This window comes from Pseudomonas sp. P8_241 (genome assembly GCF_034008315.1).
In the GTDB taxonomy this organism is placed as follows: domain Bacteria; phylum Pseudomonadota; class Gammaproteobacteria; order Pseudomonadales; family Pseudomonadaceae; genus Aquipseudomonas.
Genome location: NZ_CP125377.1, coordinates 912,028 through 928,278, shown reverse-complemented (window position 1 = coordinate 928,278; position 16,251 = coordinate 912,028). Strand labels below are relative to the sequence as shown.

Here is a 16,251-nt window from a genome sequence, read left to right as displayed (position 1 = left end):
GTTAGAGTTTTATGGTTTTTTCGGAAGTTTTATGGTATTTACAAATATAAAAAAGCAAACTCTAGGCAGACAAAAAGTTTTTCAAGCCTCGAAATAATTCACTCGATATCGATTTTCACTTTCTTCATTTTGCTATGATGGCCAATTCCACACCGGTCCAGACAGAAGCCCACTTTGCCCTATTACACGTGTCCTGCCTAGGTGCTTTTCTAGTTCAATGCTCGTGCAGTCGGATGATTGCTCCAAAGCAGAGACGAGACGGCTAGAATGGGAAACAATCCATACTTGGCTATGAATAGCAACTTTAGCTATTAATCGAGCCAATGCGGGTAACAAATCAGGATGTAGGCTGTTCTCCGGTTCGTTGAGTACCATTAGAGACGGAGGGCGTGGAGTGAGTAATGCTGCGACTAGCAGCAGATATCTCAGGGTACCATCGGAGAGTTCGCTCGCCAGCAATGGACGCAGCATGCCAGGTTGGCGCAATGACAGGACAAACAACCCGTCCCGGACTATGACCTGCATTATCGCCCCCTTGAAAGCATCGTCTATTGCCTCGTCTAGTCTCACTGGATCACCGATTTCGCGGATTGTCTGCAAAGCAGCAGCGAGATCTCGACCGCTGCCGTGCAGTATAGGAGTACGGGTTCCAAGCTGCGGCTGTCGTGCTGGTGCGTCGATGTCGGTGCGGAAATAATCATAAAAACGCCAACTCCTCACCGTTTGGCGTAACGTTTCGACTTCAGGACAGTCAATAGAACCGCATGTGTCGAACAAGCTATAAAACTCGGGAAGTTGGGTTGTCAACGTCCGCCAACCCCTTTGCTCACGCATGCGCACAGCGGGTCCTTTGCGTTCTACAAGCACGGCTGCGGGACGGAAAATTGGACCTGACCAAATCACCTCCCGTTTTATCTGGGGATCGCGCCCAAACAGGGTACGCAGATTTTCCGCTTCTCCCGCATCTGGTTCCGGCAGACCCAAGCTCATCGCATAGCTAAAATCCGTGCCGGCAAAACCCATACGTATACGTTTTGCATTATGGCTACGCAGAGCCTCTACAGAGGACTCGCCGCGTAGAACGCTTGCTGAAGACTGTTCTGGCCCTGCCCAAAAACAGGAATCAAGGCCTCCTTCACGTGCAATACCATGAACCACACCTTCCTGGACCGTTTCAGATAGTAAGCGTAATGCTCGGTAAAGGTTGGATTTGCCACTGCCATTAGCGCCGGTCACTACGGTCAGCCTTCCGAGAGAAAGCTGCAAATTATGCAGCGAGCGGTAGTTTTCGATAGCCAATGTGCGCAACACAAGCGACCTCCAGCAGAACAGGTTCGAAAATATCGAATCGAAAGTTTAGCTGCTGTGCGGAAAATCGCCACTTGCAGATGCTCAGTGTTATATTTGATATCCGTGTAAGTTATGTAAGGAACGTTTCTGACACGACTGAGCATTCTAAGATAATTCACACGATGGTGCACTTTTCGGAATGGATATATATTTTACCTAGAAGATTGGCCTGTCCATTAATGATAGAACTCACCTACTAATTCTGGTGTAGAAGTTCGGATGAGGAATCACGTTACAAAGCGTGATGGGTATAATAAAGTTAAAACCAAAGTGAACAGCGTACGGTTTTTTCTCCTTTTTATTATACGGCTAACACGGACATTGTAAGTGAATACCTTTGACCGCTTGCTGTCGGTTGAGAAGGGCCGCAATCAACCGATTTTTGCCTGTCGTCACTGTCGGCTCCAGGTCGGATAGCGACCACCACGTACTGTACCTAATCCACCCTTGTCCTTGCCAGCTTGAGGTTCGGCTGCTTCATTGGCAGGATAGCCAGCCTCCAATCCTCAGGTCAAAGCACACTCCTCCGTAAAATCCGCACCCGAAAACCTCTGCCCAAGGTATGGATTTCAATCTCAGGCGCGTACTTTTCTGACGTGGGGACCAAGGCCGACTTTTTCAACAGAATCGGCCGATTTCCGCCTGTCGCCACCGGCAGCTATGGGCATTTCACTGCCAATCATGGTTACGAAGCGTGCTGGTCAGATCGAATGCAAACGAGTAGTCAAATGGAGTGCAGTATTCCAATTGGTATTCCAACCAAAAATAAAAATCGATATTAATTTTATAAATCAATAGCTTACTTAACAAATTCAGATTACCCCGGCACGCCGCAGTACTTACAAGAAGCTGGGTAAGCGTAGCGCTCTATACAAAGCCAAGCGCAAGATCGAGAAGGCCAAGGCCCAGGCACGCGCCAAAGTCGAGCACCCGTTTCGGGTGGTCAAGCGCCAGTTCGGTTTTGTGAAAACGCGCTTCCGTGGTCTGGCCAAAAACACCGCGCAACTGGTGACGCTATTCGCGCTGTCGAATCTGTGGATGGCACGCCGACATTTACTGACCAGTACAGGAGAGGTGTGCCTGTAATGTGGGAAATAGCCGTTTCGAGGTGCTCGCGGCGGCTAAAAGCTCAGAAATAAGCGGATGATTTATCGTTTTGGTCGATTCGCCGTTTTCAAAATCAGCGGAGGCTGAAGTCAGCCAGAAAAGCGTGACTACTTCAGACCATCCCTAAGGCCGTCAAAAGCAAGATTTGCCTCCAGCATGCCTAGGCAGAGTATGAGTATCACCAGTTTATCAATGGTAAAGGCCCCTACACGGCGTACCAGCAACGATGTCCTTGATATTTCCATATGCAACTCCAAATGTATATTTCTTGCAACGTTTTCATTCACAGAAATAGTGAAGTCATTGACCTCTCAAAACCTGGAACCTTCTGAGTGAATTTTGCATTATCAAATTGTGACTCTGTGTGCGGATATTACGATTGGTGAGCTAGGCGCTCCGGGAATGTTGATCACCGCCACTGGTGATTCGACTGCCGATGCTCTTCACTTCGGTGACTTCGTCGCGTTGGGTCATGCTACCTCCGCCGAAGCTGCCCTTTTTCTTCAGGACCCGCCCCACTGATTTAGAAAATATAGCAACTTTTTGTATTGTCGGTCTCATATCGCCACGAAACGATTACCCCTTTCGGTGACACGAGAACGGAGTATCGACAATCCCTGATCCAAGTAATGTAATAACGCCTTCCACCGGCCTCCTCGAGAACACGATCAAATGTTCTATTGTTATTTACAGGAGACCAAAATGAGTCCTTACATGCACCTGGAGTCCGAGAGCATACTTCATACACATGAGAGTCAAAACTTGCTCCGGGCCAAGTATCTCTACTAGAAGTCCATGCAGAGTGAGACGGTGCACACCCAGCTAGAAAAATAGAAGCTAAGAATATGCCACTATTTTTTCTCACGATTTTTCTCCACTTCAATCAGTGGGAGATACTTGTCATACAGAGCGCCGTAGTTAACGAGCAATGCAGGAGGCATACTGCCTAGGTTTTCGAAAACCGACATTCCTGTGCCTTTATGGGCCTCTAAATCCATCATCCATCCATCATGCAAAGTAGCGAATGCGTTAAAGCCAGGAACCTTATTCAACAAATTACTAATTGGCGTGCCATGACAAACAGCGTAAAAACTAGCGCAATCATCAATTCTGTTTAGACCAATGTTGTTTCCTTCTCGCATAACACCATCCACCAATTCCATCGGGACGAACTTATCTAATCCTGCAGCATACTGAGCGCCTCCTTGTCTATCTACGCCCGACTGGACATCAGGAGCCCGCCCGGCCGAATACTGATATATCTCCATCAACGCCCCAGTTCCGGCAATGGCCATCCAGGAATCCTTATCTTCCCCACTGAGCACCCCTTTCAGTGCGGTATTCGCGGTGTAGGCGTTGACACGCTCGGCGTAACTCACCGTTTTGTAGTTACCTTCAGTCGTCAACTCTCGCCCCCAACCATCGGTAAAGGCCGCGCCAAAGCCCGCGATCAAGGAGGCGGTTGCATACCCCTTCAGGCTATCTTCGTTGGTTACGTCATCGAGCACCTGACCGAGGTTGCCTTTGTTATTGATGGTACTCTCAGCCGCTGTCCCTGCCATTGAGGACAAAGCCGTGGTGAGCATCACGTTCCCCCATCCAGCCGCCGCCGTCCCGACCGCAGTACCTGCTGTAACCATCGCAGAACTACCCGCCGCAGCCATTGCGGTGCCAGACCCGGCACCCGCCCCTGCCGCCGCACCTAACGCTCCACTGGCAGCGCCCGCTGTCAGTGCAGTGGCCACAATAATGATCGCCAACATCGCTCCCTGACCAAGACTGGAGTGGCTGTACTTAAAGGAGTCATGCATTTCCTGCACTTCCCGCCAGTCCACATCGCCGCGAGCCTCGGCCTCTTTCAGCCAAGCCAGTTGCGGATCGGATTTGACCATGACGTCGATGGTCTCGCTGACAGAGTGCTGGTCGATTTTCTTGATATCGATCTTCAGCCCATCCACTGCCTGAATGGCCAGTTTCCCCTGCGCCACTATTACCGTTTGGCGCAGCGTCTCATCCGTATTTCCCTTACCCTTCGCACTGGTCCACGCCAGGTCACTGCTGCTCTTCTCGTGACTCTCCTGGTGCAGGTCCTTCACCGCTTCGAAGGTGATGCTGCCACCGCTGTCGAGGGTCAGGTCGTTGCCGCTGTTGAGCTTGGCGCCCTGGTAACGTTGATCGCCGCCGCTGACCAGGGTCAGGTCACCCCCTGTTTTGATTTCGCTGCCAATGTTTTTCACATCGGTCACTTCGTCGCGCTGGGTCTTCTTGCTGCCGAAGCTGCCCTTTTTCTTCATGTGGTACAGCGAGTAATCGCTGTCTTGCGCAGCCAGCAACTCAAGATTGCCACCGGCCACCAGGTAGGCTTCATCACCGGCACTGACCTTGCTGGAGATCAGCGTCAGATTCTTGCCGGCGGTCAGTGCGACGTTGCCGCCAGCATTGACGCTGCTACCGACCTGGCTGATGTGGTCTTCCTGACTGGTGACTTTCTTGGTCTTGTTGTAGCTGTGCTCCTCCTCCGCGGCCGAGGCCAGAGTGAGGTTGTTGCCGGCGGTCAAGGCGATGTCACGCTGAACATCGACCTGACTGGCAATTACGTTGAGGTCACGCCCGGCGCTGATCGACAGGTCGCGACCCGCTTCCAGGCTGGAGCCATTCTGGCTGATGGTCAGGTCACGGCTGTTCTTGCCATGGCTGTTGCTGTTGACCTGAGTCGCCGACCCCAGCATGACGTCGCGACCGGCACTGATGCGGGTGTCGCGGCCGCTCTGCACTACACCACCGATGTAGCTGGCATCTCGCCCGGCCTGGATGGTCAGATCGTTGGCCGCTTCAATGCGCGCGGTGTTGTCGACGAAGTCGCGGTGCTGGCTGTTGTAGCCGTTGCTGCTGTCATAACCGGTGACCGTGCGTTCGTTGATCACATCGCCGGTGAGGCTGGTCAGGCTTACGTCACGCCCGCTGATGGTGCCTCCAGCCTTGTTGCTCAGTTCGTTACCCGCCAGCAGGTCGAGGCGGTTGCCGGCCTGGAGCAGTCGGCTGTTGAGCAGATTGTTGCCGGCCATCGCGGCCAGGTTGTGGCTGGTCTTGAGCGTACCGGCGTTACTTAGGTTGTTCCCGGCGATCAGGGTCACGTCCTTGCCCTGAATCAGCGCGCCGTTGGCGGCCAGGCGGTTGTTGGCGTTGGCCAGGTACAACACCGGCACCATCACTGCCTGGCCGTCGACCAGCACCGTTTCCATCCAGACAATGTCATGGGTCAGCGCCGCCACTTGTTCGGCGGTGAGGCTGACGCCCAGCGACAGGTGCAGGGCGTCTTTGCTGGCGATGGCGTTGTCCATCAGGAAGCGGAACATGTCCTCGTCTGAGGTCAGGCCGTCGAGAAAGCGCTGGCCAGTGCGGGCGACCACCGCTTGCTGGATCAGGGACTGCTCGTAAAAACCATCACCTAGGCGCTTGGCACTGTTGTCGGGGTCATAACCGAGGTTACCCAACAGGTAGTCCGAGCTCATGAACTGCTTGAGGTCGGTGAGCACCGGGTTGGTTTCGATCAGGTATTTGTGCGGACTGGATCTGCCACCACTGCTCGGCAGGCCCTGGACCTTGTTGACGCTCACCATGCCAGCCATATTCAGGTTGCCAAGATTTTGGGGGCCAATGTCTCGGCCTTGAGTACCCGGCACCTCTTGTTGACGCTGGGCACTCCCCACGCTTGCGTCGCCCAGGTTCCAGCTGTGTGGACCGGTATCGCCCTTGGTGCTGCCTTGGCCACTGAGACGAAACAGGCCGTTCTGCCCGGTGGGCAGTTCAAAACCTGGCAGGGCCAACGGGTTGACCTGCTGTTGGGCCAGATCCGGCGGCAGTTGCTGATTCAGGGTGACGCGGGTGGAGAACTCGCTGCCCGGCGCCGCGGTGTTGGTGTTCGGCCCGTTGCCGACGTACTCGAAGTCGCCGTGTACCACGCTGTTGTCGAAGTTGTTCTGAGTGGTGATGTTGACGTTGCCCGCTGCCTGAATAATCGCGGCGTAGGTCTGGTCACCCATGGTCAGTTGCGTGGTCCGGCCAAACTGCGGCAACTCGGCTTCGGTGGTGCCGATAAAGTTGGCCATCGCTTGTTCGAGGCCGCCGAGGTTATTGGCGTCGTAGCCGCTGCTTTCAAACCAGTAATGATCGGTAAAATCTTGTGCCGGACCGGACCAGCTATCGCCACGGGAGCGCTGCGTACGAAACACGCGCACGGTTTCGGTATCAGAGGTTTCCACACCGGTGTTGGTCAGGTTGTTCAACGTGGCGGTGAAGTTGCCGCTGGTGGCGATTGTGCTGCTCTGGTTAAGCAGGTCACCACCGTTGATGTTCAGGTTACCGCCAGCGGTGATGCTGGACGCGGCACTGGCAGCGGTCACTTCCAGTTTGTCGCGCTGCACGATCTCCCAGACGCGGTTGCGCTTAGCGCTGCAGTCACCGGAATTCACGCCCTCGATACATTGGATCTGTTCAATCTTGGCGGTGTAGATACCGCCATTGCTGATGGTCAACAGCGCACGAACATTGTGAATGGTGCTGGCCGCCAGGCTCAGGCTACCGTCGCTCTGGATCAGGCCGGAGCTGTTGACGATGCTCGTGGCCCAGCCGCCGTAGCCGTCACGGTCGATGTTGAGGTCGCCCAGGCTGTAGATACTGGCGTAGCTGTTAAGCAACGAGCCGACCCGCAGCCCCATGTCCCGACCACTGAAGATCAGCCCGTGCTCGTTGAGCAGTTCCGAGGTAGTGAGCGTGAGGTCTTGGCCGCTGCCCAGGGCCCCGTAGTTGTTTAGGGTGCCGGTGTTCAGGGTCAGGTCATTCGTTGAGGTCAGTCGACCGAAGTTGGTCAACCGACCGCCCACCGTGATCAGGCTGTCGCCACCACCAGCGATGCTCGCAACCTCCGGCAGATTCAACTGCCCGGCATACAGGGTCAAATCACCCAGGCTGCTCAGTCGACCATTACCGCTGTACAATCCGGTCAGCCTCAGATCGAGGCTACCGTCACTGGCGATCAGGCCGTCGTTGCTCCAGTTCACACCGCTGCCGATCAGGCTGTTGGCCGCCAGCAGTTGACCGCTGCCGGTCTGGGTGAAGTGGTTGACGTTGACGCTCAAACGCCCGGCCTGAATGACGCTGCTGTTGGTCCAGCGGTCGGCACTGAGGGTCAGGCCACCCCGGGTGACCAGGTTGCCACCGGCGTCGATGACGTTAGCGGTGGCGATATCGAACGTGCCATTACCGACGTGCAGCACGGTACCGCCAGCGTTCAAGAAACCACCCATGAGCAGGCTCAAGTCGGTGTTGGCGCTTTCGAGGGTGCCGTTATGGTTGTCGAACAGCCCGCCGATATGGAATACCGTGGCACCGCTCGTGCCGAGCGCGCGCATTTGCCCGTTCTGGTTGTCCAGGCTGGCCGCAGCGACGCTGAGTGTGCTGTCGCTTTCGACTATGCCCTGGCCGTTACTCAGGGCGCCTGTCAGGCTCAGATCGATCTGCTGGCCGGCGATCTGTCCGCCACGGTTATCCAGGTTGCTGCCGGTAACGCCGATACGCTGCCCGGCATACAGACCACCATCACGGTTATCGAAATGAGTGGTGTTGACGGTCACGTTGCCCGACTGCGCGGCAATGCGGCCACCCTGATTGTCGATCCCGGCCAGTGCCGTCAGGTTCAGGTGTTCCGCTTGGGTGATGCCGCCCAATTCGTTTTTCAGCCAACCACTGAGGGTGGCGGTCAATGCCGCGCGCAGGCTGGCCAATACACCGCCACGGTTGTCGAGGTTGACGGCGGAGAGGATCAGCTCGCCGTCCTGAGCGAGGATGCGACCGTGGTGGTTGTCGACATCCCCGGTCACTTCAAGGGCGAGCGCGCCCTGGCTTTGCAACGTGCCCTGGTCGTTGGCTAGACTCGCGGCTTGCAGTTTCAGGTCGCCGTACTGGCTATAGATCAGGCCATCAGCGCCGTTCTGCACAAGACCGCTGGCCGTCAGGCTCAGCCGATCATTGGCCGCGACGGTGCCCCGATTACGGTTGTCCAGTCCACTCGTGAGCAGGGTCAACAGCCCTTGGCTGACCAGTTGACCACCCTGGTTATTGATCTGGTTGGCGCTCAGACGCAACGGCCCGGCGCTAGCGAGTTTGCCGTTGCTGTTGATCAACGCACCGAGCAGGTTCAGGGTGATGCCGGCATTGCCGATCAGGTTGCCAGCGCTGTTATCCAGCGCAGTGCCGGTGAACTCGAGCGCTTGCTGGGCACTGATCGCGCCGCGACTATTGTCGAGCGTCGTGGCCTGGACGGTCAGGGCCGTAGCGCTGTCGATCTGGCCGCCCTGGCTGTTGTTCAGCAGGCCGTCGACGGTCAGGGTCTGGTGACCGGCACTGGAGAAAATCCCACCGTTGCTGTTGTCGAGGTTGGCGGTTTTTACTGTCAGGCTTTTCTGACTGACCAGCGCCCCGGCGCCGCTGTTGAGCAAGGTGCCTGCGACATCAACCGTCAGATCACCACGGCGGCTTGAGAGCGTGCCGTTGTTGCGGTTGTCCAGGCTGTTGGCGCTTACCGTGAGACCTTCCCAGCCCGAGATCAGCCCGTTCTGGTTGAACACGCCAGCGCCATGGAGCGCCAGTTGCTGGCTGCTGATCAGCTTGCCGGAGTGGTTATCGAGGTGGCGGCCGCTCAATGAGAAACTTTGGCTGCTGGAGATTTCACCGCCCTGGTTGTTCAGGTCACGCAGGTGGTTAATGCTCAGCGGGCCAGCGTTGGTGATCAGTCCACCGGCGTTTTTCAGGTCACCACCAGCCGTGCCGAAATCGAGGCCAATGGCATCGCCCAACAGCGAACCACCGCTTTGGTTGTTCAGCGTCGCGCTAGTGATGTTGAGTCGATTCGTGGCGTTGACCAGCCCCTGATTCTGGTTGTCGAGGAGCCCCGTGACCTTTAAATCAAGGCTGTCGCGACTGGTTAGGGTGCCGCCCTGGTTGTTGAGGCTGGCGGCACGCACGTCGAGAGATGCGGCGGCGATCAAGCCCTTGAGGTTGTGGATTTCCTGATCGATACGCAGGGTCAGTGCCTGATTGCTCAGCAGTTTGCCGTTGCTGTTATCCAGGTTACTGGCCGCGAGGGTGAACGCCTGGGCACTGGAGATTTCACCGTCCTGGTTGTCACTCCATTGAGGTTGCTGAGCATCAACAAGGGTGCGGTGATCAGGCCAGTTTGGTTGTTCAGTTGGCCGTGATTGAGGTTCAGGGTCAGCGCGCTGTTGCTGAACAACACTCCGCCTTGTTGGTCCAGGCCGGTGATGTTGGCGGTCAAGGCCTGCTCACTGGCGATGCGACCATTGTCCTGGTTGGTCACTTGCGTCGCGGTCAGATCGAGGCTGTCACTGCTGGTCAGGCGACCGCCGTGGCTGTTATCCAGTGCACCGGTGTGGATCTGTACCGGGCCCTTGCCACTGAGGCTGCCGAGCTGGCGGTTATCCAGGCTGGCGCTTTGCAGGTTGAAGCCGGCGTCGGTCACCAGTTGACCGCCCTGGTTGTCGATCGCGCCGCTGCTGGTAAGGCTGAGTGGACCGGCACTGGACAGGTTGCCTTGGCGGTTGTACAGGCTGGCGGCACTGACGGTGAGTGCGCCTTCGCTACTGACCAGGCCGCTGAGGTTATTCAGAGCTCCGTCGAGGCGCAGATCCTGTGCCGACAACGCTCTCAATGTACCGCCGCTGTTATTCAGGGTCTGGCCAATGATTGTGGTGCGACCTTGGCCGAGCAGTAGTCCCTGGGCCTGGTTGATCACGTGCGCAACCATCAGCCCAAGATCCATCCCGGCGAGTACCTTGCCGCCGTTACTGTTATTCAGCTGCTGGCCGACCAGATTGAGTGCAGCCGAGCTGGAGAGCTCACCGCCACGGTTATCAACGGTGTCAACCTGGACTGTCAGCGCTTTGCCGGCCCCAACCAGGCCGCCTTTGCGGTTGTGAAGGGTGGTTCCGGTCAGGCTCAGGTTGCCTTGGGCGATCAACTCACCGCCTTGCTGAGTGAGGCTGCCGAAAGTGGCGACAAGGTCTGCCTTGGTCGCGATCCGTCCACCGCTGTTCTCCACGGTACCGGCATGCAGACGGGCCGCACCCGCATTCACCAGACCGCCGTGGTTATCCAGATGCGTGAGACTGAGGTTAAAGTCATGTGCTGCGGTGATGAGACCGTTCTGGCTGTTATCCAGCGTGGTGCCCGAGAGGTTCACGGCGTGGTTCGCGCCCAGCCGACCGTTACGATTGTTCACTGCGCCGCTGACGGCAAGGCTCAGGTTCTGCCCGGCCATGATCAGGCCGGCGACGTTATCCAGGGCGGCCACATTGAGATAGGTCGCAGCGTGGCTGGAGAACTCACCACCACTGTTATCCAGGTAACCCAGTTGCGCACCGAGCGTCCCACGGCTGTTGATGAAGCCTTGGTGGTTGAGCACCCGCTCGGCGCTCAAATCCAGACTGTCATTGCTGAGCACGCGACCCTGCTGACGGTTGTCCAGGGTTGAAGTAATGACCTGAGTCCAGTTCTGCGCACTCAACGTACCGCCACGGTTGTCGAGGGACTGACTCGCGCGCACATCAAGTTTGCGGTTGGCCGTTACACTGCCGGCGTTGCGCAGGTTCTGCACGTTCAGCGTAACGTCACCGACGGTATTACGGCTGTTATCGGCATTTACGCCGGCCTCGATGATGCCGCTGTTGCTCAACGGACCACCACTGCTCAGGCTGATGCGATCACGGGCAGCCAGGCTGTGCTGGGTGCTCAATGTACCGCTGGTATGTACATCCAGGGTGGTGCCGGCAAAGACAGGGCCGTGCGCATCGAGGCTCGCCGCCTTGACGTTGATGGCGTTAGAAGACGCCGCCTGGGCCAGGCTCAAATGACCATTGGCATCGATCTGAATGTCCCCACCACTGGCCGCCAGGTTACCGGCCAAGCGCACGCCGACCCCGGCTTCGGTACTCACCAATTTGATCACGCCGGCATACATGCCGCCCAGCGCCGAACTGTCGATCGCCAGTTCCGGCTTGGCACTACCGTCATTCGCCCGCGCCGTGGTATTCAGGCTGCGCGCATCGACATCGTTGCGCCCGGTGATAAGGGTCAGGTTTCGCGCCTGGATCTCGGCGTTGATCCTGGCGCTGCGAGTGATGATCTCGAAGCGGTCGACGTTGCTGGCGTTGAGCCCTGCCCCCTCAACGGCCACACTGCCACCTTCGACCTGGAAATGATCGAGACGGCCATTGTTCAGAATGGGCTTACCGGTACTCAGGGTGACGCGCGGGGTGTTGATAAAACCACAGCCATTGCAGCTGATGCCGTAGGGGTTGGCGACGATCACCCGCGCCGATTGCCCCGCCACTTCAGTATAGCCGCGTAGCTGACTCGGGTTGCCGCCGTTGACTTCATTGAGGATGGTGCTGGCCGCCGTGCCATGCAGGTTCGGGTTACCGAGGATGATCCCACCCAGCTGGGTCGTCTGTGTACGGCCCGTGGCGTTGTTGAGGATCACGCCTTCGCTACCGACGTTGTAATCCCGAAACTGGTTATGCGACATCCCACTGGCATTAGGCGCGGCAATGTTCACAACCGGTACGCCATTGCCCGCATGATCCAGCGTAGTTCCCGGAGCACTGACGGCAATTCCGTTGGCCTGCACCCACAACGGCTGCCAGAGCATGACGTTGGCCAGCAGGAATGCCACCCCACGTTTGGGCATGCCCCGGAATCGCTCACGACTCAACAGCGCGGCGTAAGGTTGGCGAACCTGGAAGGCAAATTGGCGGACGTCCATGTTGGTACTCTCTAAAAACGCAGCAGGTAGCCGCTGATGGCTACAGGAAGACACTCAGGCTGAAATAGATCGGCGCTTCGCGATCGGTCAGCGCATCGGGGCGCTCCAGTGAATGGGCGAAGGTCACGCTGCTGGCCAGGTAGGCGCCTCGGGCGAACAGCTCCAGCGAATTGCTGGACATTCGCCCATGCTGATCACCGTTGTAGCTATCACCTCGGATCACGCCCTGGTCATAACCCAGGCTGACACCGTATTGGCTCAGTACCGGGCGCAACCCGGACCAACTCACCTGACGGCTCCAACGCAGGTCATTGCGCCAGTACCCCCCACTGTCGCCGGACAACAAATGATCCTTGTAGCCGCGTACCGAACCCAGCCCACCCAGGCTCATGCGCTGCGAGCTAAACAACACGTCTTCGCTGCGTTGGCCGGTGGCCAGGCTGCTGACGCTGAAAGACTCGCCCCACAGGCTGAATGGCTGCAAATAGCTCAGCGTGGCGGTGTACTTGCGGTAGCGAGAAGTGGGTTGACCGGGGCCAGGGTCATGATCGCCTTGGGCATCGAAGGCACCGATGCCGTTCTGCAGGCCGAGATCGAGGTTGACGAATGCGTTGCCGATACGCCGGCCATGGTTGACCCCAAACTGCGCTTCGCTGATCCGGTTACTGCTCAATGCCAGCTTGCTGTCTTCGATGAAGTTGTTGGTGCGCAGGTAGGACAGGCCGGTATTGAGCGTCGTCTTGCTCATCGCATCGCGGTAAATCGCCCACTCGGCGCGCAATTGGTGGTTCTGGCTATTGCCAGTCTGTTTGAAGTCAAAACCGTTGGCGTGCGCTTGCGAGCGGTAGTCGCTCTGGCTATAGCTGTAGTTGAAGTTCCACCAACCCCACGGCAGGTTGTAATTCAAAAATGCGTTGCTGGAGGTACGCTGATGATCACTGACTGCGTCGTGACCGCTACGCAACATCAACTGATCAGACAGCCCCAGCGGGCTGTCCCATTCCAGCGAGGTGCCCCATTGCTGTTCGCCGGTACTGTCCTGGCCGTCGTTGCTGCGTGCCAACGATGCACGCCAAGACTTTTGCGCAGTGTTGGTGACCCATACATCACTGCCGCCCAGCGCTTGGCCAGGGCTTAACTCCATCTGCACTTGATTGGACGGGAGCCGGTTGAGCTGATCGACCATCTGCTCGATTTCGCGCAGGCTCAACAGTTCACCTTCACGACCAGGAAAACTCATGGCTAGTTCGAGTACCGAGAGTCCACTGTCTGGTGTGGTTTGAATCTTTTCCAGATGCCCTTCGACCACCAGCACCGTCAACTGTCCGCCGGACAGGTCCTGCTGTGGCAGATAGGCACGACTGGTCACCAACCCCTTGTCGATGTAGCGGTTGGTGATGACTTTCAGCAGCTCATTGAGCTGGGAGGTACCCAGACATTGATCCTGGTAGGGCCGTATCAGCTGCTCGCGATCGGCCCCAGAGAGGTGATCCGCGCCGTTGATCAAGATCTGCCGGACTGGAAAACAACGACCGTCGGCCGGGGCGCTGGGCGCAGAGGGAACGGTCTCTTTACCCGGTAACTCCTTGAGCTCCTGGAGCCGACGTCGCTGCTCTTCCAGCAACCGGTCCTGTCGCTCACGGATCAGGCCTTGATCACCGGGCGTCAGAATGGGAGCGGCCCAGGCAGAACCCAGGCAACCCAGGCAACCCAACAAAACAAAAGAACATGACCTCTTCCGGAGGCGCAATACCGACATGTTGATTCCATCCATGCAACGTTGACTGTGCCGAGTCGGCCAACAGTCTTTTGAAGGAACCCACGACGCCTTTTTCGAGCCACTGATCCCTTGATGGATACGAGTATTCAACGTTGTCAAAAAATTAGATTTAAGAAGCGTCTGAAAACGATGCTGGAAATTTCCTAAGACCTCATCGATATTCCTCCACCGGCACACAGGCGCAGAACAGATTGCGATCGCCGCAGACGTTGTCCACCCGGTTCGCCATCGACCAATACCTGTGGGCCCTGATGTGCGCATCCGGGGGCACTGCCTGTTCGATACTGCAAAGCCGATTCCAGACACCGAGAGATCCGCCAGGGAACCATTCTGAGTACCCCCGTAAGCAGGACGGCGATGGAACAGCCTGATCCACGTCATCATCCAGTCGGGCTCACGCCTAAAAGCCGAGCAGGCAGCAATCATCGAAATTGATGTTGGCATGAGTGACGATCAGCTTGTGATTGATACTCGTGGTGCTTTGGTGCAGTACGTGCTGCAACGCTACCAAATCGATTCGGCCAAGATGCACGCAAAAGCTACAGCGCAGCAGATCGTCGTAGCGAACCTAGATGAACTGCAGCCTTTGCCAGTGGCTTATTTGCCCCATCCGCAAACATCGAGCCCTCAAGGGCTTCAACCGCAGCTGCTGAGCATCCTTGACCAGGTAACGCATCGCGTAATGGACATGCGCACGGATGTTCCGATCACTCTGAAGTGATGATGCCTATACCCAGCTCGTCCTCGTACTTTTCCCCGTGCACCTCGTTACCGTTAAAGCAGAAGGCTGCATGGATGTGGCAGCCACGATCCTCCCCCTGCTCAACTGCGCAGATATAGCCAATGAGGTGGTCAAATATCGGGTTACGCTCGCGCTCAGCACGCAACCGGTCAAGATCATCGAATACTTGCTCGACTCGCAACCTGACCTGGATCTGCTGGAAGTAATACAGGTTGACCCGAATGATCAGAGTCCGCGATTAACGAGCAAGCATCGCGTCTGAGTAGTCGCAGACACGCACCGCATGCCCCTGGCTTGCTGACGTCGGTCTCCCTTCGGACGGCGATACCATTGCTCACGTGTGAGCTGACGGATGCGCTCGATCAGTACGTTCATGCTGCGGTGATGGCCAGATAACCGCCTGGCCTGCTTACCACTGGAACTACGCCTGCGTGGAAAATCCACTCGGCAGAGTCATGGCTCCCAATTTCCTACGCCGACATCACCGTGCGTAGCGGGATGAGTCTGCTCGCCGGGAAAGCCTTGGATAAAACACGCCAAACAGCAAGCTTCCTCCAGTCCGCTCTAGATACAGCCGCTCAGACCAGCGTTTGCCCGACACGCCTACTGATGGGCGCCGTGACGCGAGTGAAACCCTGGTCCAGTAGCGCCGCATCCAGCACAGCCTTGGAAGGTCGGCGTTTTTATGCGTCGAACGGGCGAAAAAAAGGCACTGGATGTTACTCGTCAGTGCCTTTTTTCCGCCTGGAGGCGGATGAGTCCCGCTTGCCTGGCGTCCTTATACCTGGGCGCTCGGCATCACCTGGATCGCCGATTGGGTGCCACGCGTCAGCTCGCGATACTCGTAGGTCACCTTGTCAGGCGTGACCTTGCCGGTGTAACCCTTCTTGATGTTGGCGACGATGTAGTTGAAGTCGCTTTTGCTGTGGGTGGTGACGACAATGTTGGCCTTGCTGCTGGCGCTGGACACGTAGTTGCCCACTTGCGACAGCGGCTGCTTGAGGCGTTTGTCGCGCTTTTTCACCAGGGTCTGCGGCACGTTGACCTGCATCGAGTCCATGCTTTCGACACTCGCGGCCCCGACGTCGTTGCGCTTATCCGCCGGTACCGCTTCCTGGCGGGTCGTCAGTTGCACCACCGCGACATCACTCGACTGGCGCTCGATGGCCGCCTTGGCCTGCCGGGCGTTTTCAAGGTCCTTCTGACGACCCACGTAGTAACCCGTCGGCGCGCCCAGGGCTGCGCCAATGGCGCAACCGGTGCCAGGGTGGCCGCCCGTCCCCGCCGCAATCGCCGCACCGCCAATGCAACCGAGCACACCACCGACCGCTGTGCTGCCCACCGGCGAGTTCTGGCAACCACTCAACAACAAACCGGTGCAGGCGAGCAACACGGTCGATACAACAAGTGCGCGCGACAAGGGCGACTCCTTTC

5 protein-coding genes and 6 pseudogenes are annotated in these 16,251 nt (G+C 57.2%); 3 read left to right on the top strand and 8 right to left on the bottom strand.

Translation table 11 applies throughout. From position 1 onward, the window contains the following. Nucleotides 1-132: 132 nt before the first annotated feature. Entirely contained in the window at nt 133-1,311 is a 1,179-nt protein-coding gene (locus tag QMK58_RS04065) for an AAA family ATPase (RefSeq protein WP_320395898.1), read from the bottom strand. Between the two features lie 864 nt (nt 1,312-2,175). On the opposite strand from QMK58_RS04065, the pseudogene QMK58_RS04060 reads away from it, so the two are divergent. Then, a pseudogene (locus QMK58_RS04060) lies at nt 2,176-2,436 on the top strand (transposase); the annotation flags it as partial. Between the two features lie 872 nt (nt 2,437-3,308). On the opposite strand, the gene QMK58_RS04055 reads toward QMK58_RS04060, so the two are convergent. The 4 genes and pseudogenes from QMK58_RS04055 to QMK58_RS28880 form a co-directional block, all read right to left on the bottom strand. Beyond that, on the bottom strand, nt 3,309-9,503 hold the full coding sequence (locus QMK58_RS04055; RefSeq protein ID WP_413817397.1) for a hemagglutinin repeat-containing protein: 6,195 nt from the start codon (nt 9,501-9,503) through the stop codon (nt 3,309-3,311). Nucleotides 9,504-9,844: 341 nt separating this feature from the next. Then, a pseudogene (locus tag QMK58_RS28885) lies at nt 9,845-12,181 on the bottom strand (filamentous hemagglutinin N-terminal domain-containing protein); the annotation flags it as partial. Nucleotides 12,182-12,335: 154 nt separating this feature from the next. Further along, a complete protein-coding gene (locus QMK58_RS04050) occupies nt 12,336-14,054 on the bottom strand; it encodes a ShlB/FhaC/HecB family hemolysin secretion/activation protein (protein ID WP_320395897.1) in 1,719 nt (572 codons plus the stop codon). A 172-nt stretch (nt 14,055-14,226) separates the two neighbouring features. Next, nucleotides 14,227-14,382: pseudogene (locus QMK58_RS28880) on the bottom strand (hypothetical protein); the annotation flags it as partial. A gap of 75 nt (nt 14,383-14,457) precedes the next feature. Here QMK58_RS28880 and QMK58_RS04045 point away from each other — a divergent pair. Further along, nucleotides 14,458-14,661, top strand: a pseudogene (locus tag QMK58_RS04045) (WYL domain-containing protein); the annotation flags it as partial. A 121-nt stretch (nt 14,662-14,782) separates the two neighbouring features. Here the strand turns inward: QMK58_RS04045 and QMK58_RS04040 are convergent. Then, on the bottom strand, nt 14,783-14,998 hold the full coding sequence (locus QMK58_RS04040) for an inovirus-type Gp2 protein (protein ID WP_320395896.1): 216 nt from the start codon (nt 14,996-14,998) through the stop codon (nt 14,783-14,785). A 213-nt stretch (nt 14,999-15,211) separates the two neighbouring features. Between QMK58_RS04040 and QMK58_RS04035 the strand changes: the two are divergent. Beyond that, nucleotides 15,212-15,399 (top strand): annotated as a pseudogene (locus QMK58_RS04035) (hydrolase or metal-binding protein); the annotation flags it as partial. Here QMK58_RS04035 and QMK58_RS28875 read toward each other — a convergent pair. Next, nucleotides 15,399-15,488: pseudogene (locus QMK58_RS28875) on the bottom strand (hypothetical protein); the annotation flags it as partial. The pseudogenes QMK58_RS04035 and QMK58_RS28875 sit on opposite strands and share 1 nt — an antisense overlap. A gap of 107 nt (nt 15,489-15,595) precedes the next feature. Beyond that, nucleotides 15,596-16,237: a glycine zipper domain-containing protein gene (locus QMK58_RS04030; protein ID WP_053154275.1), complete on the bottom strand. Its 642-nt coding sequence runs from the start codon at nt 16,235-16,237 to the stop codon at nt 15,596-15,598. Nucleotides 16,238-16,251 lie beyond the last annotated feature (14 nt).